The organism is Nocardioides luteus, assembly GCF_000960475.2.
GTDB classification, from domain to species: Bacteria; Actinomycetota; Actinomycetes; order Propionibacteriales; family Nocardioidaceae; genus Nocardioides; species Nocardioides luteus_A.
Genome location: NZ_JZDQ02000004.1, coordinates 1 through 24,830, shown reverse-complemented (window position 1 = coordinate 24,830; position 24,830 = coordinate 1). Strand labels below are relative to the sequence as shown.

Here is a 24,830-nt window from a genome sequence, read left to right as displayed (position 1 = left end):
TGCGACGTGACCACCCAGAGCCTGCCCCTGCGCCGTGACGAGGCGATCGCCCGTGCCGGACTGCTGAAGATCGAGGACTACGACGTACGTCTCGACCTGGCCTCCAGCGAGGAGACCTTCCACTCGGTGACGACCATCCGGTTCACCTCGAAGGGCGGGCCGACGTTCGTCGACCTGAAGCCGGTCTCGGTGGCTCGGATCAGCCTCAACGGCAGCCCGGTCGACCCCGCGACGCTCGCCAAGGGGCGTCTCCCGATCACCACGGTGGAAGGCACCAACGAGCTCGTCGTCGAGGCGACCATGCCGTTCCGCAACGACGGCGAAGGGCTGCACCGCAGCGTCGACCCGGCCGACGGGAAGGCCTACGTCTACGGGATGTGCTTCATGGACGCCGCCCCGACGATCTTCGCCTGCTTCGACCAGCCGGACCTGAAGGCGCCCTACACCTTCCACGTCACCGCGCCGCAGGACTGGACGGTGATCGGCAACGCGCCCGGCACGCAGACCTCGCCGGGCGTGTGGGAGCTCGAGCGGAGCCAGCCGCTCTCGACGTACTTCGTCACGCTCGTCGCCGGACCGTGGCACATGATCCACGACGAGCACGACGGCATCCCGCTCTCGCTGAGCTCGCGGCAGAGCATCGCCGCCGACCTCGACAAGGACGCCGAGGAGCTCTTCACGATCACCAAGCAGTGCTTCGACGAGTTCCACCGGCTCTTCGGCATCCGCTACCCGTTCGGCAACTACCACCAGGCGTTCGTGCCGGAGTTCAACGCGGGCGCGATGGAGAACCCGGGCTGCGTGACCTTCCGCGACCCGCTGGTCTTCACCTCCCGGGTGACCCGTGGCATGCGGATCCAGCGCGCCACCACGGTCGCCCACGAGATGGCCCACCAGTGGTTCGGCGACCTGGTCACCCCGCAGTGGTGGGACGACCTGTGGCTCAACGAGTCGTTCGCCGAATACATGGGCAACCGGGTGACCGCCGAGGTCACCGAGTACGACGACGCCTGGGCCGACATGTCCTACGCCCGCCGTCAGTGGGGGCTCACCGCCGACCAGCGCGGCTCGACCCACTCGGTCGCCGGCAACGGCGCCGAGGACGCGGTCTCCGCGCTGCAGAACTTCGACGGGATCTCCTACTCCAAGGGCTCCGCGATCCTGCGCCAGCTCGCCGCGTCCCTGGGCGACGACGTCTTCTTCGCGGGCGCGATCGACCACTTCACCCGCCACCGGTTCGGCAACGCGACGATGCACGACCTGTTCGCGTCCTGGGCCTCTGCCGCGGCTTCCGCGGGGGTGGAGTTCGACCTCGACACCTTCACCTCCCAGTGGCTGCTCACCGCCGGCCCGGACACGCTCTCGTGGGACCCGGCGAAGATGGTCGTCAACCGCACCGCTCCGTCCCTGCACCCCGCCGACCGCTCCCACACCTTCCGCGCGGCGATCCTCAACGGCACGCAGTGGACCACCGAGGAGATCACGGTGAGCGGTGACCAGACGCCGCTGAAGGTCGCCGCCAACGCGGTCGTGCTCGACCCCTACGACGACACCTGGGCCGCCGCGATCCCCGACTGGGAGACCGTCCAGGCGCTCAAGGCGGCCCTCCCGGAGGTCACCGACGACGGCCTGCGCGCGGGGGTGTGGAACAACCTGCGCAGCGCCTGGTTCAACGCCGCGGTCGACCCGGCCGACGTCATCGACATCGCCGAGGCGTCTCTGCCGATCGAGGACGTCGAGGACAGTCCCCGGCGCACGATGCCGTGGCTCTTCGGCGCGGTGGTGCCGCTGGCGCGCGCCGGGGCTCGCGAGCGACTGCACGAGGCGGCTCTCCGCAAGCTCGACGAGGTCACGCCCGGCTCCGAGCTGCAGCTGTCGGCCTTCCGTGCGGCGATCCGCTCGGCGAGCTCCGAGCCGCTGCTGCGGGGATGGCTGGCCGCTCCTCCGGCGGGCATCGAGACCGACCTCGACCTGCGCTGGCGCATCCTCGCCAAGCTCGCCGAGAACGGCTTCGCCTCTCGTGCCGAGCTGCAGGCTGCCTATGACGCCGAGCCCGCCAACGATGCCCGGATCCACCTCAACGGCGCGCTGGTCAGCATTCCCGACGCGGAGGCGAAGGCGTACGGCTGGTCGGTGTTCACCGGCGAGACCGACCTGCCCAACTACGACATCCTCGCCGCCGGGCGGGCGTTCTGGACCGGTCCGGCCGAGCTCACCGAGGGTTATCTCGAGCGCTACTTCGCCGAGCTTCCCGCGACCGCCGAGAAGCGCTCGGGCTGGAGCCTGGCCGAGGCCGCCGAGGCGTTCTTCCCGAGCGGGTCGGTGACCGAGCAGACCCTCGCTGCCGCACGGGCGGTCATCGAGCTGGATCTGGACCCAGGCGTACGCCGCCGGGTCTCCGATGCGGCCGACAACCTGCAGCGTCAGCTCGCGGTGAAGGTGACCTATCCCGCGTAGGCGAGGCGTCGCGGTGAGTCGGCGGCACGAGTGTCCGTGCTCACCGATAGTTTTCGTTTCATGCGGATCCTGCACACCTCCGACTGGCACCTGGGCCGGTCCTTCCACCGGGAGGGCATGCTCGGGCACCAAGCGGCGTACGTCGACCATCTCCTCTCCGTGGTGGAGCAGGCAGAGGTCGACGTGGTGTGCGTCTCGGGTGATGTGTACGACCGTGCACTTCCGCAGGTCGACGCCGTGCGGCTGGCCTCGGAGGCTCTGGCCCGCCTGGCCGCCTCGCGGGCCAAGGTCGTCATCACCAGCGGCAACCACGACTCGGCCCAGCGGCTGGGCTTCGGCTCCGAGCTGATCGACGCCGCCGGCATCTTCATACGCACCGACCTGGCCGGGGTCGGCCGCCCGGTGATGCTCCCCGACGAGCACGGTGAGGTGGCCTTCTACGGTCTCCCCTATCTCGACCCCGATGCCGCCCGGGTTTCGTGGGGCCTGGAGTCGCGCTCCCACCAGGCGGCCCTCGGCGAGGCGATGCGCCGGGTCCGTGCCGACGTCGACAGCAGAGGCGGCCGGGGCGGTCGCAGCGTGGTGATGGCCCACGCCTTCGTCACCGGCGCGGAGCCCTCCGACTCCGAGCGCGACATCTCCGTCGGCGGTGTCTCGATGGTGCCCGCCAGCCTCTTCGAGGACATCTCCTACGCCGCCCTCGGCCACCTCCACGGCCGCCACACGATCACCGAGACGGTGCGCTACAGCGGCTCGCCGCTGGCCTACTCCTTCTCCGAGGCCAACCATCTGAAGGGTTCCTGGCTCATCGACCTCGACGAGTCGGGCTTCGTCGCCAGCGAGTTCGTGGAGGCGCCGGTCCCGCGCCCGCTGGCCCGGCTGCGGGGGACGCTCGAGGAGCTGCTGAGCGACCCACGCCACGAGGTCCACGAGCAGTCCTGGCTGCAGATCACCCTGACCGACCGGATCCGCCCGGCCCAGGCGATGGAGCGGCTTCGACGGCGTTTCCCGCACACCCTGGTGCTGGGCTTCGAGTCGACCGCGCCGGTCCTGGGCGCGCTCGCCCAGCCCGACCCGGCCCGGCCGCGACGGGACATCGACCTGGTCACCGAGTTCGTGGCCGAGCTGCGCGGCGAACCCGCGGCCAAGGCCGAGCTGGCTCTGCTGCAGACCGCCGTGGACGCGTGCTGCGAGGATCCCGAGGTCGACTCCCTCGACTCGGCCGCCGGCGCGGCCGACGAAGAGGAATGGCTCGAGGTGCTCTTCTGATGCGCCTTCATCATCTGGAGGTGACCGCGTTCGGCCCGTTCACGGGCACGGTGGAGGTCGACTTCGACCAGCTCTCCGAGGCGGGCCTCTTCCTGCTCTCCGGAGCCACCGGCGCGGGCAAGACGAGCGTCCTGGACGCGGTCTGCTTCGCGCTCTACGGTGACGTCCCCGGCGACCGTTCGGTCGCCAAGCGCCTGCGCAGCGACCGAGCCCCGGCCGAGGTCGCCACCCGTGTCGTCCTGGAGGCGACGCTCGCCCAGCGCCGCTTCCGGATCACCCGCTCGCCGTCGTGGGAGCGCCCCAAGCGACGTGGCTCCGGCACCACGACCCAGCAGGCCTCCGTCGTGCTCATGGAGCAGGTCGGCGCGGAGTGGCGCACCCTCACCAACCGCCTCGACGAGGCCGGCCACCTGGTCTCCGACCTGCTCGGGATGACCCTCACCCAGTTCGTGCAGGTCGCGATGCTCCCCCAGGGTCGCTTCCAGGCCTTCCTCCGCTCCAGCGCCGAGGAGCGCAAGCGCCTGCTGGAGCGGCTCTTCCGCACCGAGCGCTTCGCCGATGTGGAGCGCTGGCTGCGGGAGCGCCGCGTCGAGCTGAGGCGCCGCTCCGAGGAGCTCAACGCCGGTGTGGCCGAGGTGGTCAGCCGGATCAGCGAGACCGCTGCCGTCACGTTCCCCGAGGACTGGGACGTCCACGATCTCGGTCTCCCAGCCGGCGAGGGCGCGATCGCCGCCTGGGCCCGCACCCTGGCCGAGGAGGCCACCGAGGCCCAGGCCGTCACCTCGGGCGCCGCGATGGAGGCCCTGGCGGCGGAGTCGGAGACCCTGGCCGCCCTCGACGCCGGCCGCGCGATGGCCGAGAAGCAGCGCGGCCTCCGTGCTGCGGCCGCCGCCGAGAGCCGTCTGGTCGCGGCGGCCGAGGAGCAGGAGGAGCGCGTACGCCGCGTCGAGGCCGCCCAGCGCGCCGAAGCCGTGGCCGGAGTCAGCGAGCTCGCCGAGCAGGCGCGGCGCGAGCACGCGAAGGCGGCGGCGCTCGCCCCGGGCGACCTGAGCCTGAGCGATGCCAAGGCAGCCGTCGACGATCTTGCCGGACGCCTCGCCCAGGCCCGTGCCCTCGTGCCGGTCCAGCGCCGCCTCAGCGAGGTTGGTCGCGAGCTCACGGCCACCGGCGCTCAGCGCGAGCATGTGCTCACCCAGATCCGCGAGCAGGCACGGCTCGCCGAGGAGCTGCCCCAGCAGACCGAGGCGCTCGCCGCGGAGCTGGCCGCGGCCACCGAGGCCGCCACGGCGGTCCCACTGCTGCGCGCTCGGGTCGCAGCGGTCACCGAGGTCGGCCGGCTCACCCGGGATCTGGCCGAGGCCCGGGCCCGGCACGAGTCGGCCCGGGCGGCCGCCATGGAGGCGCGCACCCACTATCTGGACGTACGCCAGGCCCGGCTGGACGGCATCGCCGCCGAGCTCGCAGGTGCGCTGGCGGTCGGCGCGGACTGCCCGGTGTGCGGGTCCCACGAGCACCCCCACAAGGCCTCCCCCGCCGAGGGTGCCCCCGACGCGGCCGCCGAGAAGGCCGCGCAGGCGACCTACGACAACGCCAGCGCCGAGGAGCATGCCCGCGACCAGCACGTGCGCGACCTCATCACCCGTCTCGAGCTCGCTCAGGAGGCGGCCGGCGAGACCGACGAGGACGCCGCGTCGATGGCCGAGCGCCTGGCTGCGCTCGAGCGCACCGCCGCGCGTGAGCCGAGCCTGCGCGCCCAGCTCACCGCCGCGGAGGAGGCCCGCTCACGCTCGGCGACCCTCCGTGCCGAGCTCGAGACCCGCGCCGCCGAGCTCGAGACCACCGTGCGTCATCTCACCGAGGAACGCGAACGTCTCGAGGAGCAGCTGCGTGACGTCCGCGGCGATCACCCCGATCTCGACGCCCTCCTCGCCGCGCTCGACCGTGACCACCGGTCGGCATCCACCGCCCTCGAACGCCTCGAGGCCGCCGCGCGCGCCGCCGAGGCGCTCGCCGGCGCCGAGAACACTCTCTCCGCGACCGCGGTCCGGGCCGGCTTCGACAGCCCGCAGAGCGCCCTCGCCGCCGCCCTTCCGCCGGAGCGGGTCGCTGCGTTGAACGGTCAGATCAAGACGTACGCCGACAGCCTGGCGGCCGCCCGAGCCACCCTGGACTCCCCCGGCGCCGCCGAGATCCTGGCCACCGACGAGCCCGACCTGCCGGCGCTCACCGCGGCCCACCGCAAGGCCGCCGACGCGGCCGACGCCGCTCGCTCGGCGGCCGACACCGCCGCCAACCGCGCCGCCCGCCTCGACTCCCTGCAGCGCGACCTGACCCGGGCGCTCTCCACCTGGACACCCGTACGCGACGACCTCGAGGTCGCCGCCCGGATCGCCTCGTTCGCCGAGGGCAAGAGCAGCGACAACCAGCTCCAGATGAGCCTGTCGGCCTACGTCGTGGCCTACCGCCTCACCCAGGTCGTCGCGGCCGCCAACGAGCGGCTGGCGAAGATGAGCGACCAGCGCTACGCCCTGGAGCACTCCGCGGCCAAGGGCGCCGGCGACCGCCGCGGCGGCCTGGCCCTGATGGTCCGCGACGACTGGTCCGGCGAGTCGAGGGATCCCGCCACGCTCTCCGGCGGCGAGACCTTCGTCGTCTCCCTCGCCCTGGCGCTCGGTCTGGCCGACGTGATCATGAACGAGGCAGGCGGCCAGATGCTCGACACCCTCTTCGTCGACGAGGGCTTCGGCTCCCTCGACGCCGACACCCTCGACGACGTGCTCGACGTCCTCGACACCCTCCGCGAGGGCGGTCGGATCATCGGCGTGGTCAGCCACGTCACCGAGATGCGCGAACGCATCCCCACCCAGCTGGCCGTCGCCAAGGGACGCGAGGGCTCCACCCTCCACGTCCTCGGCACCTGAGCCGAAAATTAACCGTCGAGGCGACGGTTATTACCCAGCAGTAGTTCCCCGGGAGTGACGTACGTCACTAGCCTGAGGCGGCTCCGCACCGCGGAAGCCGTCCCAGACCACCCGGAGGTTTCCGTGCCACGTCTCACCACCCGTGTCGCCAAGGTCGCCGCGACCCTTCTCCTACCCGCGTCCCTGCTCTCAGCAACGACGATGCTGGCCTCACCAGCCCACGCCGACGGCCCCGGCAGCGGCACCCCGTGGGTGGTCACCGTCGGAGACAGCTATGTCTCCGGTGAGGCCGGCCGCTGGGCCGGCAACACCAACTCAGGCGAGTCGCTCATCGACGCGGGCGGCAGCGCGACGTACTTCGACAACGCCACCCACACCGCCGAGACGATCAACCGGTGCCACCGCAGCACCGCGGCCGAGGCCTACATCGGCGGTGGCGTGAGCGGGCTCAACCTGGCCTGCTCGGGTGCGAAGGTCGCCACGACCACGACCAGTGAGGGCTACTTCAAGCCCGGCATCGACTTCTACTCCAGCGGCGGCAACCAGGGCCAGGCCCTCATGCTGCAGAGCTTCGCGACCACCCACAACGTCAAGGCGGTGACGATCGGCATCGGCGGCAACGACTTCAACTTCGCCGCCATCGTCACCCAGTGCGTGCAGGACTTCCTGGCCTCGCCGTCCTGGTTCAAGGACTACTGCAAGGACGACGCCGTCGTCACCAGCGCGATGGCGCCGAGCAACGTCACCGCGGTGCGGGCAAGGATCGCCACCGCCTTCCAGAACGTACGCACCGCCATGCGCAACGCCGGCTACTCCGACAGCGCGTGGACCCTGATCGTCCAGAACGTGCCCTCACCGCTGGCGACCTCGTCGGTCTACCGCTACAGCGAGTCCGGCTACACTCGTCAGAACACCGGCGGCTGCGGTTTCTGGAACGCGGACGCCGACTACGCGTACAGCACGATCCTGCCGACGATCAACAACGCGATCTCGGGTGCCGCGACCGACTCCGGGCTGACCAACATCAAGACCCTCGACGTCACCGGCGCGTTCGCGGGCCGCCGCCTGTGCGAGAACACCGTGGGCCTCCTCGAGGAGAAGGGGCTGTCGAGCTGGCAGGCCGCCGGTGCGGTCGACAAGACCGAGTGGGTCAACCAGATCCGCACCGTCTCCACCGCGAGCGGCAACTACTACATCCAGGAGAGCCTGCACCCCAACTACTGGGGCCAGCTCGCCCTGCGCAACTGCCTGCGCCAGGCCTACAACGGCGGCGCGCCGCGGTCCGGCACGTGCACCCACGGCACCGGGCTCACCGCCAACGGCGAGCCCGTCATGACCCTCAGCTGATCACGCACAACCCCGCCGAGTCGGCTCATCCTGACGTAGAACCACGCCGAGTCGGCGCGTCATGACGCGCCGACTCGGCATGCATTTCGGTCAGAACGAGCCGACTCGGCGGGTGGTGATCATTCCGCGAAGGACTCCACCGGCGGGCAGGAGCAGACCAGGTTGCGGTCGCCGTAGGTGTTGTCGATCCGGGCCACCGGCGGCCAGTACTTGTCGGGGTCGATGCCGCGCGGGAAGACGGCCTCCTCGCGGGAGTAGGCACGGTCCCACTCGCCGACGAGGGCACGGGAGGTGTGCGGGGCTCCGCGCAGGACGGAGTTCTCCGCGGTCCACTCGCCCGAGGCGACCCGGTCGACCTCGCCCTTGATCGCGATCATCGCGTCGATGAACCGGTCCAGCTCGGCGAGGTCCTCCGACTCGGTGGGCTCGACCATGAGCGTGCCGGCGACCGGGAAGGACATCGTCGGGGCGTGGAAGCCGTAGTCGATGAGCCGCTTGGCGACGTCGTCGACGGTGACACCGGTCTCCTTGGTCATCGGCCGCAGGTCGAGGATGCACTCGTGCGCGACCAGGCCGGTCTCGCCACGGTAGAGCACCGGGAAGTGCTCGTTGAGCCGCGCGGCCACGTAGTTGGCCGACAGCACCGCGGCCGCCGTCGCCCGGGTGAGCCCCTCGGCACCCATGAGCCGGATGTAGGCCCAGGAGATCGGCAGGATGCCGGCCGAGCCGTACGGGGCCGCCGAGATCGCGCCGATGCCCGAGCGCTTCGAGGTGTCCGGGTGGAGCGAGTGCGACGGCAGGTAGGGGGCCAGGTGGGAGCGGACCGCCACCGGACCGACGCCCGGGCCACCGCCGCCGTGCGGGATGCAGAACGTCTTGTGCAGGTTGAGGTGGGAGACGTCGCCGCCGAACTCGCCGGGCTTGGCGTAGCCCAGGAGCGCGTTGAAGTTGGCGCCGTCGATGTAGACCTGACCGCCGGCCTCGTGGACCAGCGAGCAGACCTCGGTGATGCCCTCCTCGTAGACCCCGTGGGTCGAGGGGTAGGTCACCATGATCGCGGCCACCTTCTCGCCGTGGTCGGCGAGCTTCGCGCGCAGGTCGTCGAGGTCGACGGTGCCGTCCTCGGCCGACTTCACGACCTGGACCTTCATGCCCGCCATCGCGGCGGAGGCGGCGTTGGTGCCATGGGCCGAGGACGGCATCAGGCAGATGTCGCGGTGACCCTCCCCCTGGGCGTCGAGGTAGCCACGGATCGCCATCAGCCCGGCGAACTCACCCTGCGAGCCGGCGTTCGGCTGGATCGAGACCTCGTCGTAGCCGGTGACCTCCGCCAGCCAGCCCTCCAGCTCACCGACGAGACGGGTGTAGCCGGCGGCGTCCTCGGCGGGCACGAACGGGTGCAGGTCGGCGAAGCCGGGCAGCGAGATCGGCTCCATCTCGGTGGTCGCGTTGAGCTTCATGGTGCACGAGCCGAGCGGGATCATGCCCTTGTCGAGGGCGTAGTCGCGCGCGGAGAGCTTGTGCAGGTAGCGCAGCATCTGGGTCTCGCTGTGGTGCGCGTTGAAGACCTCGTGGGTGAGGTAGTCGGTCGTACGCACCAGCCCGTCGGGCAGCGCGCTCGCCGTGGTGCGGTCGATCTCCTCCAGGTCCACGCCCGAGACGCCGAACGCGTTGAGCACCGCCGACAGGGTCGACCGGGTGGTCGCCTCCGAGGTCGAGATGCCGACGGTGTCCGCGTCCACCAGACGCAGATGTACGCCGAAACCACGTGCCGCGGCGACGACGTCGGCCGCCCGCCCGGGCACGGTGACGCCCAGCGTGTCGAAGAACGTCTCCGAGACCAGCGGCAGCCCGGCCGACTTGAGCGCGGCGGCCAGCACGGCGGCGTAGCGGTGGGTGCGGGTCGCGATCGTCTTCAGCCCGGCGGGGCCGTGGTAGACGGCGTACATCGAAGCGCCGACGGCGAGCAGCACCTGCGCGGTGCAGATGTTGGAGGTCGCCTTCTCGCGACGGATGTGCTGCTCACGGGTCTGCAGCGCGAGCCGGTACGCCGGCCGCCCCTCGGCATCGACGGAGACGCCGACCAGGCGACCGGGCAGGTGCCGCTCGATCCCCTCGTGGACGGCCATGTAGCCGGCGTGCGGGCCGCCGTAGAAGAGCGGGATGCCGAAGCGCTGGGTCGAGCCGACGACGACGTCGGCACCGAGGGTGCCGGGCGCCTCCAGGACGGTCAGCGCGAGCAGGTCGGCCGCGACGACGGCCAGCGCACCCCGCTCGTGGGCGGCGTCCACGATGGGCTTCAGGTCCGGTACGCGGCCGGAGGCACCGGGGTACTGCACCAGCACGCCGATCACATCGCCCTCGGGCAGACCCTGCGACAGGTCGGCCACGACGACCTCGAGGCCCATCGCCTCGGCGCGCACCTTCACGACCTCGATCGACTGGGGCAGCGCGTCGGCGTCGATGACGAACGGCCCGGAGCCCTTCCGGTTGGCGCGGTGCACCAGAGCGAGCGCCTCAGCGGCGGCGGTGCCCTCGTCCAGGAGCGAGGAGTTGGCCACCGGCAGGCCGGTCAGGTCGCCGACCATGGTCTGGAAGTTGATCAGCGCCTCGAGGCGGCCCTGGGAGATCTCGGGCTGGTAGGGCGTGTAGGCGGTGTACCAGCTCGGGTCCTCGAGCACGTTGCGACGGATCACCGGCGGCGTCACGGTGGCGTGGTAACCCAGCCCGATCATGGCCTCACCGGGCTTGTTGGACGCGGCTATCTCGCGCGCCAGCGACGCGACCTGCGCCTCGGTCAGCGCGGCCGGCAGGTCGAGGGACTCCGTCGAGCGGATCCCCGCCGGGACGGCGGCGTCCATCATCGCTGCTACCGAGTCGTAGCCGAGCCGCGCGAGCATGGTCGCCTCGTCGGCGGCCGAGAGCCCGACGTGGCGCTCCACGAACGGGGAGGCGGCATCGAGCTCGGACAGGGTGGGCGTGTCGGACACAGTGGCTCCTGAGGGCATTTGAGACAACTCGTAAGCCCTCCCCCTCTGTCACGGCATCAGTGCCGCTTCAGAGTTGCCTGGTCCGCACAGTCGTGGGTGCCTGAGAGTTTCCGGGGAGGAATTGCCCCTTCGGCGCCCCAGCAAGTGGGGCTCTCCCGTGCGGGATGGTCAGCACCTCCAGCATAAACGACAGGGCCTCGAGGTCCCGCCTTAGCGGGGCCTCGAGGCCCTGTTTCGAATGAGTCCTGGATCACCCGGCGTTGCGGGCGGCGCGGCGGGCGGCCAGCTCGTCGGCCGCCGAAGCGACCACCTCGCCGTCGTCGGTCGTACGCTCGCTCGGCAGCTCCGAGAGGGTCCCCTCGATCTCGCGCCAGACGCCGCCGATGGCGATGCCGAAGACGCCCTGCCCGCCCTGGAGCAGGTCGATGACCTCGTCGTTGCTGGTGCACTCGTAGACCGAGGCGCCGTCGCTCATCAGGGTGACGCGCGTCAGGTCGTCGGTGCCACGCTCACGCAGGTGCTGCACGGCGGCACGGATCTGCTGCAGCGAGATGCCGGCGTCGAGGAGTCGCTTGATCACCTTGAGGATCAGGATGTCGCGGAAGGAGTAGAGCCGCTGGGTGCCGGAGCCGGTGGCACCGCGCACGCTCGGCTCGACGAGACCGGTGCGGGCCCAGTAGTCGAGCTGGCGGTAGCTGATCCCGGCCGCGTTGCACGCCGTCGGGCCGCGGTAACCGGTGTCGCTCGGCAGAGGCGAGACATCGTCGGTGAAGAGAAGGCCCTGCTCGTCAGCCTGCTCCGCCGCGCGTTGCGCGTCGTCGGCGCCGTGGCCGGGCTTCTGCTCGTGGTCGAACACGATGTCCTCCATCGTCTACTCCGTTGAGCGTAACTCCACTCGGGGAATGAACGGCTGCGGCGGGGGGACCACATCGTTGGAGTTACAACAGAGACAACTACAAGGTAAGCGCCGCAAGGTCCCTGGTCAAAGAACCCCCTCCGGCGTGTCGCCGGGGCTAACCCTCAACCAGAGGATGAGGCTTTGCGCGCACCACCGGCGGCGACGACAGCCGTCAGCACGAGCACGACGCCACCGACGAGGAGACAGGCCCGCATCCCGGGCAGGGTGAGGATCCCGGTCGCACCGGCAGCAAGACCACCGAACACCGCGACCGCGATGGCGCCACCCGTCTGCCGGAACGTGCTGAGCGCACCGGTCGCGACGCCCACCCGGGCGGGCTCGACGGCGTCGATCAGGTCGGCGGTGACGAGGGTGATCGCCAGGGCTCCGCCCGTCGCCAGCGGGACCAGGAGGACGAGGACCAGCCAGACCGGCGTCGTCGTCGCGAGCGGGAGCAGCACGAGCATCGCCACCGCCAGGATCAGCTGACCGCCGACGATGAGCGGGCGCCGGCCGACGACCTGCGCCAGCCGCGGGGCCACCATGTTGGCGCACGTGGTCAGCGCCGCCGGGACGACGAACATCAACCCCGCCTCGGCGCCGGTCCAGCCCCGCACCTGCTGGTAGTAGAGCCCGAGCAGGAAGATGCCGCCGTAGAACCCGAAGTTGATCCCGAACCCGGAGACCAGGGCGACCGCCACCCGGCCGCGAGCCAGCAGGCCGAGCGGCAGCACCGGGGCGGCCGAGCGATGCTCCACCACGACGAAGGCAAGGGCCGCCGCGACGGAGGTCGCCCCCGCGAGCAGAGCGCCCGAGTGCCAGCCGGTGTGGCCGGCCTCGATGACGGCGTACGTGAGCGCGGACAGCGCGACCACGGCGAGCACCTGGCCCGGGAGATCGAGCGGCGCCCGGTGCCTCATCGACCGGATCCGGAGGCCTGCCAGCAGGGCCACGATCAGGATCCCGATCGGCACGTTGACCAGGAAGACCCAGCGCCAGCCGGCGTACTCGCTCAGCAGGCCGCCGGCCACCGGCCCCAGCGCCATCGCCGCCGATCCCCCGATCGTCCACACCGCGATGGCCTGCGCACGGGCCCGGGCGTCGTCATAGGCCACCCGGACCAGCGCGAGCGAGGCCGGCATCACCAGCGCTGCGGCGGCGCCCTGGAACACCCGCGCCGCGATGAGCACCGGCATCACCGGGGCCGCCGCGCAGGCCAGCGACGCAGCGGTGAACAGCACCACGCCCAGCCCGTAGGCGCGCACCGGACCGATGCGGTCGGTCACGGCCCCGGCAGAGAGCATCAGCGCCGCGAACATCAACGTGTACGCGTCCACCACCCATTGCAGACCGGCCATCCCTCCGCCGAGGTCCCGGTGGAGATACGGCAGCGCGATGTTCACTGCGGAGACGTCGACGGTGATCACGGTGAAGCCCAGCAACGCGGCCAGGAGCGCTCGAACGCTCCCCGCCGGCGGCGCGGCCGGCTCTCGTGTCGACGTCTCGTCGGCAGCTACGGTCATCGGGTTCCTCCTCAGGATCGTCCTGCCGGAGAGTCTGGTCGCGCCTCGCGCGATGAGGCAGACCGCGCGATGCCGCGGTGCCGCCAGGGGTGGGTATGACACGGCCCCTCACGCCGCGGCGACGTGCGGCACACTGGAGAGGATGAGCGATATGGCTGCAACTGAGCTCGGGCGCTACCTGCGGGCCCGGCGCGCACGGGTGACCCCGGAGGAGGCAGGTCTGCCCGCGGGCACCGGGGTGCGGCGTACCCCTGGACTGCGGCGGGAGGAGCTGGCTGCCCTCGCGGGCGTGTCGGTCGACTACTACACCCGGCTGGAACGAGGCCGCGAGACCAACCCGTCTGCGGCGGTCCTGGACTCCCTGGCCCGTACGCTGCGCCTCACCGGGGACGCCCACCAGCGCCTGCACGAGCTCGCCGAGGTGGCCTCGGGACGCTTCAGCGTTCCCCGGGCGACGACCGATACGACCGTACGTCCGTCGGTGCTCGTCATGTTGGAGACGCTGGAACCGCTGCCGGCCTTCGTGGTCAGCAGGCACAACGACGTCCTGGCGGTCAATCGGCCGGGTCGACGGCTCTATCCGGGCCTGTGGGACGGACCGCGGGAGCACCGGAACCTGACCCGTTACCACTTCCTCGACCCGGTCGGCCGACACCTGCTCGACCCGTGGCACCAGACGGTGACCAGCTCGGTCGCCCACCTGCGCGCCGTCGGTGGCACCGACCTCGACTCACCCCGGCTGGCCGCGCTGGTCGGCGAGCTGCTGCTCAAGTCGCCGGAGTTCGCCGAGATCTGGGCGCTCTACGACGTGTGCGAGCGCAGCGGCGGCACCAAGACGTTCGAGCATCCGCGGGTGGGCCGGATGACGCTCACCTACGAGGTCATGCAGCTGGCCCGCACCGGCGGCCAGCGCATGATCGTCTACCAGGCCGAGACCGACACGGTCGACGAGAAGGCGATGCTCTCGCTCAGCGACTGAACAGGTCTCAGTGGGACTCGAAGTCCTCGGGCGTGATCTCGTCGAGGAACTCGCGGAACTTCTCGATCTCGTCCTCCTGCTCGGCCGGGACGGCGAGCCCGGCCTCGTCGAGGACCTCGTCGGCGACCACGATCTTGGTCCCCGTACGCAGCGCCAGCGCGATCGAGTCCGAGGGCCGCGCACTCACCTCGACGCCCGAGGCGAAGACCAGGTTGGCGTAGAAGACGCGGTCGGTCACCGAGGTGATCTGCACCTCGGTGAGCTCGTTGCCGGTCGCCTCCACGACGTCCTTGAGCAGGTCGTGGGTCAACGGCCTGGGCGGCACCACACCCTGCTGGGCGAAGGCGATCGCGGTCGCCTCCACCGCGCCGATCCAGATGGGCAGGTATCGCTCACCCGCCACCTCGCGCAACAGCACGATCGGCTGGTTGGAGGGCATCTCCACTCGGACTCCGAGCACATCGACCTCGCGCATGTCATCCACCCTACCCGCCTCCGGGGCGCGACAGCAGCCCGGTCAGCGGGCGCGCAGCCCGGACTTCACCAATGTGGCGTGCAGACGGACCGCCAGGGAGGCGATCTCGCTGCCGATCTCCTCGGCGCGACCCTGCGCTCCGGCGTTGCCCGGGCGTCGCAGCGGCGCCACGATCTGCTCGATCAGCCCGACCTCGCGGTCGGCGGCGGCCTTCATGCCGCGCAGGTGACGGGGCTCGATGCCGAACTCGGACAGCTCCTTGGCCGTGCGCGCGATCGCAAGGGCATCGGTGTCGTAGTGACCGCTGCGCAGCGGCACCACCAGCGCCATCTTCTCCAGCTCGCTCAGCAGCGCGTCGTCGACCTCGGCGATCTTGAGGAGCTCGCGTCGCGAGATCCGCATGTGATCCGTACGCCGGAACGACTCCGCCCCCGGCGCGCCGTCGGGCGTCAGAGCGACCGTCGGGACAGTCGGGACGGTCGGCTCGATCGCCGGCGGCTCGAGGCCGCGGTCGATCGCGTCGAGGTGCTCGCCGATGACCTTCAGCGGCAGGTAGTGGTCGCGCTGCATCCGCAGGACGTAGCGCAACCGCTCCACGTCACGGCGGGAGAACTTGCGGTAGCCCGCGGGCGTACGCTCCGGCTTGATCAGTCCCTTGTCCTCGAGAAACCGGATCTTCGGGATCGTGACCGTGGGAAAGTCAGGACGCAGCTGGTCCAGGACCTGCCCGATGTTGAGCCGCTCCCCCGAGTCGCTGGCCGGCCGTTGAGGGTCGGGCATCGCGGCGGCGGCCATCGGCTACGCCCCTTCGTGCCCGGCGTAGAAGACGAGCCGGAACTTCCCGACCTGCACCTCGTCGCCGTCCTTGAGGACGACGTTCTCGATGCGGTCACGGTTGACGTAGGTGCCGTTGAGGCTGCCGACGTCGGAGACCTCGAAGGTGTCGCCGGTGCGCTTGAACTCGGCGTGGCGACGCGAGACGGTGACGTCGTCGAGGAAGATGTCGCTGTCCGGGTGACGGCCGGCGACCACGGTGTCCTGGTCGAGGAGGAAGCGGCTTCCGGCTCCGGGACCACGCTGCACGACGAGCATGCCGTTGCCACGTGGCAGGGCCTCGACGGTGGCCGCCTCGATCGGGCTGAGCACCCGGTCGGAGGTGTCGGCGTCAGCCCCGAGCTGAATCGTCGAGGTCTGGTCGGTCCCGGTCAGGCTTACGCCACACTGCGAGCAGAACCGCGCTTCGTCGGGGTTCTGGCTGCCGCAAGCGGGGCACACGGACATTTTGTAGCTCCAGGTTCATCGAGGGCCGGCACACACCCTCAAGTCAACGTTGAGGGATGGTATTCGAAACCTATCAGGTCCGCGCTACGCGCGGTTACTCCCTCGCTCGGTTCGTGCGGACGAGGAAGCTCGCCGCCCGACCTCGCTCGGTCGTCTCGGCCCAGGTGTTCGGTTGGGCTGCGCCAATTCTTGGCGCACTGCCTCAGGCGTCGAGTGATGCCTCGTACGCCGCGGCGTCGAGGAGGCTCTCCAGCTCGGCCGGATCGGCCGGGGTGACCTCGAAGAGCCACCCGCCGCCGTAAGGGTCGTCGTTGACCAGCTCGGGCGTGGCGTCGAGCGATCCGTTGACCGCGACGACCTCGCCGGAGATCGGCGCGTAGATGTCGCTGACCGACTTGGTCGACTCGAGCTCACCGCAGCTCTCGCCCGCCTTGATCGTGTCGCCGACGGCCGGCATCGAGACGTAGACGATGTCGCCTAGCGCGTCCTGGGCGTAGTCGGTGATCCCGATCCGTACGGAGCCCTCGGTCTCGCCAGGGTTGCGCAGCCACTCGTGCTCGCTGGTGTACTTCAGGTCCTCGGGGTACACGGGCATCTCCTCATCATGCGTACTGGTCTGGCCGCGAAAGATCGTCCCGCGAACCTGTTGACGAAACCCTACTGCGACCCACCGGCGAAAGGTTCAGCGGGACACGGTGTGAATCGACTCGATGTCGATCTTCTCCTCCGACTCCACCTTGACCTCCGCGCCCTGCTGCTCGAGCTGGTCCTGCGGGCCCTGGTAGAAGTCGATCGCACCGGCCAGCGTGTCGGGCGGACCGATCACCTTGAGGCGGTAGGGCGGGCTGATCAGCTCGCCGCCGACGTTGAGTCCGGGAGCGGGCTGGCTGACCTCGATCGCGGACGACGCGACCAGGCGTACGGCCTCTCCGTCGGCCCCCTCGATCTCCATCGCCTCGGCGCCGCTGGTGCGCAGCTCCTCGATCAGGTCGAGCAGAGCGGTCAGCCGCAGCGGGTCGGGGCCGGGGTCGATCTCGATCGTGACCCCCGGCCCGCTGACCGGCACCGTCCCGGCGATCACCCGGAGCGTGTCGACCTGCTCCTCGGCGCGCTGCAGCGCGGTCTGCTGCTGGAGGGTCTGGTCCTCGAGCTCGTCGCGGGTGCTCTCGAGCTCCTCGATCTGCTCCTGGGCCTTCTGCGTCGTACCGGCCAGGCCGGAGAGGATGTCGATCAGCTCCTGCTCACGCAGACCGGCGTACGTCGAGTCCTCGGTGTTCGTCTGGACCTGCACCACGGCCGCATAGCCGAGTACGCAGAGCAGGACCGCCACGGCCGCCTGGCCGCGCCGGAAGTGGGTCAGCGCGTCGAAGAGGCGTGCCCGGCCGACCAGCGGCGCCGGCTCCTCCTCGGGCTCGGCGGCCTGGTCGACCTCTTCGGGCTTCTCGGGCTCGTCAGGCTCATCCTCGACCTCGTCGGTCTCAGGCGCGTCCTGTGCCGCAGCGGGCTCGTCGCTCTCGGCCGGCTCGTCGGCCTCAGCGGGCTCAGCGGGCTCAGCGGGCTCGTCGGCCTCAGCGGTCCCGGACGGCTCGTCGTCGGCCTCTTCGTCGGCCTCTTCGACGCCGTCCGTCTCGTCCGTCGACCCGAGGGCTCCGTCCTCCGCCACCTCGGCGTCGCTCGGCTCCTCGGGCGCCTTCTCGGACTCGGCGGCATCGCCTGCAGCAGCCTCATCAGGCTCGACGGACCCGGCCTCATCGGCCTCGTCCGCGACCGACGACTCTTCGGTCTCGGGCGCCTCGGCAGGCTCGTCGGTCTCGGGCGCCTCAGCAGAATCGCCCGTCGATGCCTGCTCGGCGGCCGGCGTACCTTCGTCCCCGGCCTCGGGGGTGACGCCGTCGTCGGCAACAGTCTCGTCCACCGTCTCGCTGACGGTCTCCTCCACGGGCTCGGCGGGCTTCGCGGCCGGTGCCTTCTTCGCCGGGGTCCGCTTGGCCGCGGTGCGCTTCACCGGCGGCCTCCTCTTCCGGTCAGGCATGGAAGATGTGCCTCCGGATGGCTGCGACGTTGGTGAAGATGCGGATACCGAGGACGACGATCACGCCCGTGGACAGCTGGCCGCCGACGCCGAGACGGTCACCGAGGTAGACGATGCCGGCGGCGATGACGACGTTGCTGATGAACGAGACGACGAAGACCTTGTCGTCGAAGATGCCGTCCATGAACGCGCGCAGTGCACCGAAGACGGCGTCGAGCGCGGCGACGACGGCGATCGGCAGGTAAGGCGCCAGACCGACGGGCACCTCGGGCTGGAAGAACAGTCCCAGCACGATGCCGATCACTAGGCCGATGACGGCGATCATTCTTCGCGGTCCCCTTCGCTGTTCTCTTGCTTGTCTTCGTCGGTTCTGTCGGTGGGCTTCGCGGAGCCCTTGTCGTCGGACTTGGTCCCGAGCTGGGTCAACTCCAGCAGATCAGGTGGTGCCGCGGGAAGCGTCAGCCGGTCGATGTTCTCGATCTCGAACGGCATCCCGTAGTCCTGCGTCGTGGTGCGGATCATCGCGCCCGAGACCGTCTCGGCGAAGCGTGCGGCCAGCGTACGCCGGTCGCCGATGGCCGAGACCTCATAGGGCGGCGAGAGCGAGACGTCGTTCATCCGGAGCGTGGAGCCGGAGGTGATCACGCCGCTGCGCGGGGTGACCCGCTGGCCGTCGACGGACACGGCGGTGGCACCCGCCTCCCACAGGCCGTTGACGATCACGGCGAGATCGTAGTCGCGGACCGTGCCGCCCTCGTTCCCGTCGGCGGCGTTGTCGATCGTGATCCTGATCCCCGAGCCGGTGACCGGGGCGAACCCGGTCTCCTCCGCGGTCGAGGCGGCGGTCGAGGACGCCGACTTGGCCCGGAGGTTGAGCGAGTTCAGCGACGCCTCGCTGCGCTGGTTGTCCTCCCGGAGCGCGGAGATCTGGCGGTGCAGGTCGGCGATCCGGGCCTGGCGCTGCTCGATGCGGTCGACCAGGACCTGCCTGCTGGTCTGGCGGATGTCCTCGGTGCGCGAGGTCTGCACCGCGGCGGTCGTGGCGAGCAGGGCGAAGAGTCCCACGATCACCATCGCCCGCAGGCCCGGCCGGCGGCGTCGGTTCGACTCCTCCTCCGAGGGCTCGCGGCGCGCGGCGGCGGCCTTGTAGTCGGAGTCGATCGCCTGGTCGGTGATGCGGTCGAGCAGTGGCTTGGTGACGTAGGCGCGCAGGTCCTCGGAGCCGGGGATCTGGTCAGGCACGGGCCGCTCCGCCCTTCTCCAGCGGCGGCGTGGTGGCCATGAGGCGACGCAGCTCCTGGGCATAGAGCACCAGGCTCCACCACAGCAGCAGGATCCCCCACAGCGCGAACGCCCAGCCGAACGCCTGCGCCAGCTGGATCGGGAGGCTCGGCTCCAGGCCGAGGTCGAGCGTCTCGGGGATGTCGTGGCTGAGGTGGAGCAGCGGGAAGGAGGCCAGCATGAAGAAGGCGCCCACCTTGCCGAGCAGATGGACCGGCAGCGTACGCACCCCGCGGCTGCGCAGCGCCGGGATCATCGCCAGCAGGCCGGCGAGTCGCAGCGGCACCAGCAGCGCGATCGGCCACGGAATCACGTCGATCTGCCAGAGCGCGAACGTGCCCGCCAGGACGAAGGCGGTGTTGGCCGCCACGTCGAGCAGCTCCCCCGCGCGGCGACGGCCGAGCTGCTTGCGGTTGAGCCAGCTGTCGAGCAGGTCGGTGACGACCGCGAGACCGAACGCGGCCAGCGCGATCGTGTCGTCCTTCGCGATCACCACCGCCCACAGCATCACCGGCGCGTAGACGAGCCGCAGGATGCTCAGCAGCTTGCCGAGCGCGGGCTGGTTGCGGTCGGCCGAGCCCTGCGGTCGCTGCCGCGATCCCCGGCCATGTTGCAGGCGGGGATCACCGGATCGACGGTTGGGCATCTGCGGGCTCTCCTCTGTCACCAGACGCGGCACGGACAAACCCTAGTGGTTACTCGGTAGTCGGGAAGTCATCGGCATGGGCGGCGTCGCGGATCTCGCCGACCAGCTCCTCGATGACGTCCTCCAGGGTCGCCAGCCCGATCGTGCTGCCGTCCTCGCGGACCACGCGTGCCAGGTGGGCGCCGCGACGCTGGAGGGTCTCCAGCGTCTCGTGGAGCGCGTCATCGGGGGTGACCGTCGCGAACGGCCGGATCCACTTGTTCTGGACCGGCTGGTGGCGGCGTACGTCATCGGGCTCGAGCACGTCCTTGATGTGCAGATAGCCGACCAGGTCGCCGTTCTCGTCGGCGACCGGGAACCGGCTGTAGCCGGTCGTGGCGCACACCGCCTCGATGTCGGCTCCCGAGGCGCCCCGCGGCACGATCGTCCAGTCGACGATCGGGATGGTCACCTTGGCGACCGTCTTCTCGGTGAAGCCGAGGGCACCGGCCAGGCGGCCGTACTCGTCCTCCTCCAGGAGCCCCTCGCCGCGGGACTCCTCCACCATCGCGGCCACCTCCGCCCGGGTGAACGCGGAGCTCACCTCGTCCTTGGGCTCGATGCCGAGCGCCCGGACGCACACGTTGGCGACGTAGTTGAACGCGACGATGATCGGGCGCAGGACGTAGACGATCGCGTAGATGGCCGGGCCGAGGACCAGGGCGGCCCGGTCGGGTCCGGCGAGCGCGATGTTCTTCGGCACCATCTCGCCGACCACGACGTGCAGATAGGTGACCACGAGCATCGCGAACACGAACGCGACCGGGTGGTGGAACGCCTCGGGCAGACCGACCAGGTCGAAGCCGGGCTCGAGCAGGTGGGCGAGGGCCGGCTCGGTGATCGCCAGCAGCAGCACCGAGCAGACCGTGATGCCGAGCTGGGCGCCGGCCATCATCAGGCTGATGTTCTCCATCGCCCGCAGCGTGATCCTGGCCATCTGCGAGCCGGCCTGGGCGGCGGGCTCGATCTGGCTGCGCCGGGCCGAGACCAGGGCGAACTCCGAGCCCACGAAGAAGCCGTTGGCGAGCAGCAGCACCAGTCCGAGCAAGAGTCCCATCGTCGTCGTCACGCCGCCACCTCCGTCGAGGAGAGGCAAGAATACGGACGCGGCGGCGTGTTGCCTCCGCGGTTCACTCGCTGACGCTCGCTCACTAGCCGATCACCTGCATCGAGATCCGGTCGATCCTGCGGCCGTCCATGACCTCCACGGTCAGCTTCACGTACCTCGCGTAGACGTCGTCGTCATCGGCATCCGGCGGCGGGTTGCCGGGGACGGTCAGCTCCGCGCTCGCACCGCGCTCGGGGATGCGGCCGAGCAGGCTCAGCATCAGGCCGGCGACGGTGTCGTAGTCCTCCCCCTCGGGCAGGGCGACACCGGTGATGTCCTCGACCTCGTCGGGACGCAGCAGCCCCGACAGCGACCAGCCGCCGTCGCGGCGCAGGCGCGCACGGGCGCTGAGCGGGTCGTGCTCGTCTGCGATATCGCCCACGATCTCCTCGATCACGTCCTCGAGGGTGACGATGCCGGCCTGGTCGCCGTACTCGTCGAGCACCACGGCCAGCTGGAACCCCTCGGCACGCAGCAGGGCCATCAGCGGGTCCAGGCGCAGCGAGTCGGGCACGACGACCGGCGGCACCATCAGGTGCTTGACCTTGGCCGTGGACCGCTCGTGCACCGGCAGCGCCACGGCGGCCTTGACGTGCACGGTGCCGACCACGGCCTCGTTGTCGTCGAGCACGGGGAAGCGCGAGTTGCCTGTACGCCGGGTGAGCTCGATCAGCGCCTCGGCGCGGTCGTTGTGGTCGAGGCTGTGGACACGTACGCGCGGGGTCATGATCTCCCCCGCGGTGCGGGTGCCGAACTCGACCGAGCGCTCCATGAGCTCGGCCGTGTCGGCGTCGAGCGTGCCCTCGTGGGCGCTGCGCTGGATCAGCGAGGAGAGCTCGGCCGAGCTGCGCGCCGAGCGCAGCTCCTCCTGGGGCTCCATACCCAGGCGGCGCACGATCGCGTTGGCGGTGCCGTTGAGCACCTTGATCGGGCCGCGCATGATCCGGGTGAAGGCCCGCATCGGGCCCTGGGTGACGCGCGCGGTCTCCAGAGGCAGGGCCAGCGCGAGGTTCTTGGGGACGAGCTCACCGAAGAGCATCGTCACGATCGTGGAGAGGATCAGCGCGATCGTCACCGCGATCGCCTCCACCGCGCCCTCGGGCAGGCCGGTGGCGAGCAGCGGCGCGTCGATCAGCTCGGCGATCGCCGGCTCGGACATCCAGCCGATGCCGAGGTTGGTCACGGTGATGCCGACCTGCGCGCCGGAGAGGTTGCTGGAGAGCTCCTTCATCGCGCGCAGCACGCCCTGGGCGCCCTTGTCGCCCTGCTCGGCGGCCATCTCCACCTGGGAGTGGTCGACCGTGACCAAGGAGAACTCCGCCGCCACGAATACTCCACAGGCGGCGACCAGCAGCAGCGCCAGGAGGATGAACAGGATCTCGGTCATCGCGCCGACCTCGATCGGCACGGCCCCAGATCAGACAGCGGGCATGGATATTGGCCGGGTTGCGGTCCGTCCATCGGGGTTCAGATCGTCCTTAGCTGTTGGAAGTGCGGTCAGCCTACATGGCTGTGGTTGCGCCACCTGCGTTGCTGCGCCGCGGGTTCGGGGACGTGTCGCGATCCGGACACCGTTGTCCAGAACGGCGCCGTGAGCCTTGACACACCCGTGCCGTTCGTCAACTCTTACGCGGCAACAACCGACTCCACGAGCCCAGGGAGCCCCCTTGACCAAGTCCTCGTTGTCCAGACCCTCCCGGCGTACGTTCCTCGCCGGCGCAGCCGGAGCCGGCGCCGCCGCGGCGGGGCTGCTCGCCGTGCCGGCCTCGGCTTCGTCGCCTCGCCGGGTCTCCCTGGTGCGGGAGGAGCACCGGGTCGTCGTCATCGGCTCGGGGTTCGGTGGCGGGGTCGCCGCGCTGCGGCTGGCCGAGGCCGGCGTACCGGTGACCGTGCTCGAGCGTGGCCGCCGCTGGCCGACGGGCCCGGACGCGCAGACCTTCCCGACGATCCGTTCGCTCGACAAGCGGGTGCTGTTCCACACCACCACCCCGGAGGCGCTCAAGCCGCTGCAGAAGCTGGTCGGCACTCCCCTGGACTTCGGTCCGTACGTCGGTCTGCTCGAGCCCGTCGCAGGCCAGAACATGCTCGCGATGTGCGCGGCCGGGGTCGGCGGCGGCTCGCTGGTGTACCAGGGCATGACGCTGCAGCCCTCTGCCGAGGTCTTCAACACCTGGTTCCCCAACGAGCTCGACTACGACCTCATGGACCGGGTCCACTACCCGCGCGTCGCCAAGATGCTCGGGGCCGCGACCGCCCCCGACGAGCTGATCGCCTCGGACAACTACCGGGTCTCGCGTACGTTCGGCGAGCGCGTCGAGGCCGCCGGCTACGACCTGCGGAAGATCCCGATGCCGATCGACTGGTCCTACGCGCTCGCGGAGCTGCGCGGCGAGATGGCGCCGTCCTACACCAACGGCGACTGCGCACTCGGCGTCAACAACGGCGGCAAGCACTCCGTCGACGTCACCTACATCAAGCAGGCCGAGGCCACCGGCCTGGTGCACGTCGCCACCCGCCACAACGTGACGTCGGTCGCCCGGGCCGCCGACGGACGATGGGAGGTGCACGTCGACCGTACGAACGACGCCGGCGACGTGGTCGAGCAGAAGATCCTCACCACCCGCGCGCTGGTGATGGCGGCCGGCTCGCTCAACACCAGCAAGCTCCTGGTCCGCGCCTCCGCTACGGGCACCATCCCGGACCTTCCCGAGCAGCTCGGCCAGGGCTGGGGCACCAACGGCGACCGGATCTACATGTGGCGCCCCTTCGACGAGGACCTCACCGGTACGCAGGGAGGCCCCGTCGTCTACCAGAGCCAGGAGTGGGACGACCCGACCACGGCCAACACCGTCATCCAGGCTTCCCTGCCGCCCCTCCCCCTCGGCCTCGACCTGGGTGGAACGATGCTGGTCGGCTTCGGGGTCAGTGCCGACCGTGGCAGCTTCCGCTACAGCTCGCTGACCGACTCCGTGTCGCTGCGCTTCCCGTTCGGCGGCGACTCGGCCAGCTACCGCGCGATCCACGAGCGGGTCTCCAAGATCAGCCGCGGGATCGGCGCCCTGATCGACACCAACACCATCGTCAACAGCACCTGGCATCCGCTCGGCGGCGCCAACATGGGCACCGTGTGCGACCTCGACGGCCGGGTCCAGGGCCAGGACGGCCTCTACGTCCTCGACGGCGCGCTCATCCCCGGGACCACCGGCGCCTGCAACCCCTCGATGACCATCGCCGCCGTCGCCGAGCGCGCGATGGACAACATCGTCGCCAAGGACGTCGGAACGCTCATCTGAAGGGTCTTGCCGAGTCCTCCCCCGGAGCCACAAGAAACTGCAATGCAAAATTCTGCAGATTTTGCCGAAAGGGGGTGACAACCCCTTGGGTGATGCGGCAACATTGTTCTTGCCCCGCTGGTGACCCGAGACGCCAGCGGGGCTCTTACGTTTTCGCCGCACCTCAGGCGAGCTTGTCGGCGACCTTGTTGAGGTTGCTCCGGAGCTTGGCGCGGTAGGCGTCGTGCTGCTCGGGCAGCCGGGCGTCGCAGAACGCGGCCAGGTCGGGTCCGGTGACCTCGAGGAGGGTGC

19 protein-coding genes and 1 riboswitch are annotated in these 24,830 nt (G+C 70.5%); of the genes, 6 read left to right on the top strand and 13 right to left on the bottom strand.

The genetic code is table 11. The annotated features are described in order from the left end of the window. The first annotated feature begins 6 nt into the window (after window positions 1-6). The 4 genes from pepN to UG56_RS03290 all read left to right on the top strand — a co-directional run bounded on the left by pepN (window position 7) and on the right by UG56_RS03290 (window position 7,994). The gene (pepN, locus tag UG56_RS03305) at window positions 7-2,457 is read left to right on the top strand and encodes an aminopeptidase N (protein ID WP_052693772.1); all 2,451 of its coding nucleotides are present in this window, start codon (window positions 7-9) and stop codon (window positions 2,455-2,457) included. 60 nt (window positions 2,458-2,517) lie between these two features. After that, window positions 2,518-3,726, top strand: a complete 1,209-nt coding sequence (locus UG56_RS03300) for an exonuclease SbcCD subunit D (RefSeq protein ID WP_045549780.1) — start codon at window positions 2,518-2,520, stop codon at window positions 3,724-3,726. After that, complete coding sequence (locus UG56_RS03295) at window positions 3,726-6,647, top strand: AAA family ATPase (protein ID WP_071326853.1); 2,922 nt, start codon at window positions 3,726-3,728, stop codon at window positions 6,645-6,647. Before UG56_RS03300 ends, UG56_RS03295 begins: the two co-directional genes overlap by 1 nt. 123 nt (window positions 6,648-6,770) lie before the next feature. After that, the gene (locus tag UG56_RS03290) at window positions 6,771-7,994 is read left to right on the top strand and encodes a hypothetical protein (RefSeq protein WP_045550358.1); all 1,224 of its coding nucleotides are present in this window, start codon (window positions 6,771-6,773) and stop codon (window positions 7,992-7,994) included. Between the two features lie 119 nt (window positions 7,995-8,113). Here the strand turns inward: UG56_RS03290 and gcvP are convergent, their stop codons facing one another. From gcvP to UG56_RS03275, 3 genes are all read right to left on the bottom strand, one after another. After that, window positions 8,114-11,002: an aminomethyl-transferring glycine dehydrogenase gene (gene gcvP / locus UG56_RS03285; protein ID WP_045550359.1), complete on the bottom strand. Its 2,889-nt coding sequence runs from the start codon at window positions 11,000-11,002 to the stop codon at window positions 8,114-8,116. A 59-nt stretch (window positions 11,003-11,061) separates the two neighbouring features. Then, window positions 11,062-11,152, bottom strand: a riboswitch (glycine riboswitch). Window positions 11,153-11,234: 82 nt separating this feature from the next. Then, window positions 11,235-11,852, bottom strand: coding sequence for a MerR family transcriptional regulator (locus UG56_RS03280; RefSeq protein WP_218145118.1), 618 nt, complete (start codon window positions 11,850-11,852; stop codon window positions 11,235-11,237). A 152-nt stretch (window positions 11,853-12,004) separates the two neighbouring features. Next, a complete protein-coding gene (locus tag UG56_RS03275; RefSeq protein WP_045550360.1) occupies window positions 12,005-13,405 on the bottom strand; it encodes an MFS transporter in 1,401 nt (466 codons plus the stop codon). Between the two features lie 151 nt (window positions 13,406-13,556). Between UG56_RS03275 and UG56_RS03270 the strand changes: the two genes are divergently transcribed. Then, window positions 13,557-14,384: a helix-turn-helix transcriptional regulator gene (locus UG56_RS03270; protein ID WP_256206405.1), complete on the top strand. Its 828-nt coding sequence runs from the start codon at window positions 13,557-13,559 to the stop codon at window positions 14,382-14,384. Between the two features lie 7 nt (window positions 14,385-14,391). Here UG56_RS03270 and UG56_RS03265 read toward each other — a convergent pair whose 3' ends face one another. The 10 genes from UG56_RS03265 to UG56_RS03220 all read right to left on the bottom strand — a co-directional run bounded on the left by UG56_RS03265 (window position 14,392) and on the right by UG56_RS03220 (window position 22,633). Further along, the gene (locus UG56_RS03265; protein WP_040755456.1) at window positions 14,392-14,859 is read right to left on the bottom strand and encodes a bifunctional nuclease family protein; all 468 of its coding nucleotides are present in this window, start codon (window positions 14,857-14,859) and stop codon (window positions 14,392-14,394) included. Between the two features lie 42 nt (window positions 14,860-14,901). Continuing rightward, complete coding sequence (gene ftsR, locus UG56_RS03260; protein WP_045550362.1) at window positions 14,902-15,654, bottom strand: transcriptional regulator FtsR; 753 nt, start codon at window positions 15,652-15,654, stop codon at window positions 14,902-14,904. A gap of 3 nt (window positions 15,655-15,657) precedes the next feature. Beyond that, a complete protein-coding gene (locus tag UG56_RS03255) occupies window positions 15,658-16,140 on the bottom strand; it encodes an FHA domain-containing protein (protein WP_008359550.1) in 483 nt (160 codons plus the stop codon). 202 nt (window positions 16,141-16,342) lie between these two features. After that, window positions 16,343-16,729, bottom strand: a complete 387-nt coding sequence (gene gcvH / locus UG56_RS03250) for a glycine cleavage system protein GcvH (protein ID WP_371264374.1) — start codon at window positions 16,727-16,729, stop codon at window positions 16,343-16,345. A 93-nt stretch (window positions 16,730-16,822) separates the two neighbouring features. Beyond that, entirely contained in the window at window positions 16,823-18,145 is a 1,323-nt protein-coding gene (locus tag UG56_RS27430; protein ID WP_052693919.1) for a DUF881 domain-containing protein, read from the bottom strand. Between the two features lie 19 nt (window positions 18,146-18,164). Next, the gene (locus UG56_RS03240; RefSeq protein WP_008359542.1) at window positions 18,165-18,497 is read right to left on the bottom strand and encodes a small basic family protein; all 333 of its coding nucleotides are present in this window, start codon (window positions 18,495-18,497) and stop codon (window positions 18,165-18,167) included. Then, entirely contained in the window at window positions 18,494-19,414 is a 921-nt protein-coding gene (locus tag UG56_RS03235; protein ID WP_045550364.1) for a DUF881 domain-containing protein, read from the bottom strand. The genes UG56_RS03240 and UG56_RS03235 overlap by 4 nt, the downstream gene beginning before the upstream one ends. Next, on the bottom strand, window positions 19,407-20,099 hold the full coding sequence (locus UG56_RS03230; protein ID WP_084100426.1) for a CDP-alcohol phosphatidyltransferase family protein: 693 nt from the start codon (window positions 20,097-20,099) through the stop codon (window positions 19,407-19,409). Before UG56_RS03230 ends, UG56_RS03235 begins: the two co-directional genes overlap by 8 nt. A gap of 49 nt (window positions 20,100-20,148) precedes the next feature. After that, the gene (locus tag UG56_RS03225; protein WP_045550365.1) at window positions 20,149-21,207 is read right to left on the bottom strand and encodes a hemolysin family protein; all 1,059 of its coding nucleotides are present in this window, start codon (window positions 21,205-21,207) and stop codon (window positions 20,149-20,151) included. An 82-nt stretch (window positions 21,208-21,289) separates the two neighbouring features. Beyond that, window positions 21,290-22,633, bottom strand: a complete 1,344-nt coding sequence (locus UG56_RS03220; RefSeq protein WP_045550369.1) for a hemolysin family protein — start codon at window positions 22,631-22,633, stop codon at window positions 21,290-21,292. A gap of 280 nt (window positions 22,634-22,913) precedes the next feature. Here UG56_RS03220 and UG56_RS03215 point away from each other — a divergent pair, with 280 nt between their 5' ends. After that, a complete protein-coding gene (locus UG56_RS03215; protein ID WP_218145117.1) occupies window positions 22,914-24,539 on the top strand; it encodes a GMC oxidoreductase in 1,626 nt (541 codons plus the stop codon). Window positions 24,540-24,830: the final 291 nt, after the last annotated feature.